The sequence below is a fragment of the Staphylococcus sp. EG-SA-2 genome, assembly GCF_017152085.1.
Map to the genome: position 1 here is coordinate 1 of NZ_JACYHC010000669.1, position 2,058 is coordinate 2,058.

The window sequence follows — 2,058 nt, forward strand, 5'->3', positions numbered from 1 at the left end:
CGTTCTAGTGCATCCATTGCTTTAATTTTGTCTTCTTTTGGGAATAAACCTAATACCATTTTCCAAGTAGGGTGATAACCTACACGTCCACTTAGTACATTTCGTAATACACTTGACCGTTTAACTAAATTAAAATGTTGGAAAATCATACCTATATTTCGGCGCATTTCTAATAATGCTTTACCATGGGCTTTAGTGATGGATTTGCCTTGGATGAAAATTTCACCTGACGTGATATCATGCAAACGATTTACAGATCTTAATAACGTGGATTTCCCAGCACCAGATAGTCCGACAATAACTGCAAATTCACCTTTTTCAATATTTAAGTTAATATTTTTCAAGCCTACATGACCGTTAGGATAGACTTTACTGACGTTTTTAAATTCGATTTGACTCATGTTTGACACCTTTCTTTAATAAAGAAAAGCCAAGGTAAACTGAAATATCATAGACATTGGGTTTCTGTGTACAAATGGTTTCAAATGTACAGCGACACCTTTCTATATCTGTTTCAGTTTAGCGCCTAGCTTTTCAATATTTATCTAGAATATATCTATTGAACGAAAGCTTTTAATACCAAATTCGATAATGATTATTTCATATCTTTAACTAATTTTTCGTACTCTCTTACAATGTCGAAATTTGAATCTTTCGTTTCTGTGTATCCTTCATGTGAATAAACTTCGCTAATAATTTTGTGACCTTCTTTTGATTTAGCAATGTCTATAAAAGCTTTTTTCAATTTTTCTTGGAAATCTTTATCCATATCTGGTCTTACAGAAATTGTGTCATTCGGAATAGCTTGTGTTAATTTTAAAATTCGTGTGTCTTTAAATACATTTGGTTGGTCTTTTTTCACAGTATTACGTGCATCGTTAAATACAGCCGCAGCATCTACATCTCCATTTAATAATGAGATAACTGCTTGGTCATGACCTTTAACATTCACAATTTTCATATCTTTAGTTGCATTAATACCTGCTTCGTTTTTTAACATCGCAAGTGGGAATGTATATCCAGCAGTTGATGTTACATCTTGTAAGGCAATTTTCTTACCTTTTAAATCTTTCAAGCTTTTAATTTTTGAGTCTTTTTTAACAAGAATTTCTGATTTATAACTATCTACAAGTTCTTTACTTGCTGAACCATCTTCTTTTACACCAAAACGTTGTGCTTGTAATAATAAATCAGCTGCTTTTTGATCATGTGCTAATGTGTATGCCGTTGGTGGTAAGAAACCAACATCAACTTTTTTAGACTTCATAGCTTCAACAATTGTATTGTAGTTAGTTGATACAGACACTTTAACTGGAATTCCTAATTCTTTAGATAGTAATTTTTCTAATGGTTTTGCTTTAGCCTCTAATGTTCCAGCATTTTGCGAAGGTACAAATTGTACTGTTAATTCTTTAGGTTTGTATCCTCCTGATTTAGAATCCGAATCATTACTAGCGTTCTTTTGATTATCTAAAGAACTTGAGTTTCCACATGCTGCTGCAAAAACAATGACTGCTAACATTAATACAAATAAATACTTAAAATTTTTCATTTGATAACTGTCCCCTTCACATTCTTAATCGTGTAATATGTATGCAATGAAATTACACTTATAGCGTACCACATTTAAATGTGAAAAAGTATTTTATAAAAATGAATTTTAATAACTTTCTTTAAGAGTTTGATAAGATTTTGTAAACTTTTCGTTAAATTGCTCATATGCAACGAATTTTTATCCTATAATTCAAGAACAAATTTATTTTAAAAGGAGCCTCACAAAATGAAAAAAATATATAAGTCATTAACTGTCTCTGCAATTGTTGCAACGGTATCATTAAGTGCTTTACCGCAATCTTTAGCTATAACGCATGAATCGCAACCTACAAAGCAACAGCGAACGGTATTATTCGATCGTTCTCATGGTCAAACAGCTGGTGCTGCAGATTGGGTTAGTGATGGTGCATTTTCAGATTATGCGGATTCAATACAAAAACAAGGTTATGACGTTAAAGCTATTGATGGTCATTCGAACATAACAGAAGCAAGTTTGAAAAGTTC

At 31.9% G+C, this 2,058-nt stretch carries 2 protein-coding genes and 1 pseudogene; 1 reads left to right on the plus strand and 2 read right to left on the minus strand.

Features of this window, described 5'->3' with window-relative positions:
* Both IDG60_RS12085 and IDG60_RS12090 read right to left on the minus strand, forming a co-directional pair.
* A partial coding sequence (locus IDG60_RS12085; protein WP_206160742.1) for an ATP-binding cassette domain-containing protein occupies positions 1 to 401 on the minus strand: 401 nt, incomplete at its 3' end.
* Positions 402 to 595: 194 nt separating this feature from the next.
* Complete coding sequence (locus IDG60_RS12090) at positions 596 to 1,552, minus strand: phosphate/phosphite/phosphonate ABC transporter substrate-binding protein (protein WP_000787777.1); 957 nt, start codon at positions 1,550 to 1,552, stop codon at positions 596 to 598.
* 228 nt (positions 1,553 to 1,780) lie between these two features.
* On the opposite strand from IDG60_RS12090, the pseudogene IDG60_RS12095 reads away from it, so the two are divergent.
* Positions 1,781 to 2,058: pseudogene (locus IDG60_RS12095) on the plus strand (DNA-binding protein); the annotation flags it as partial.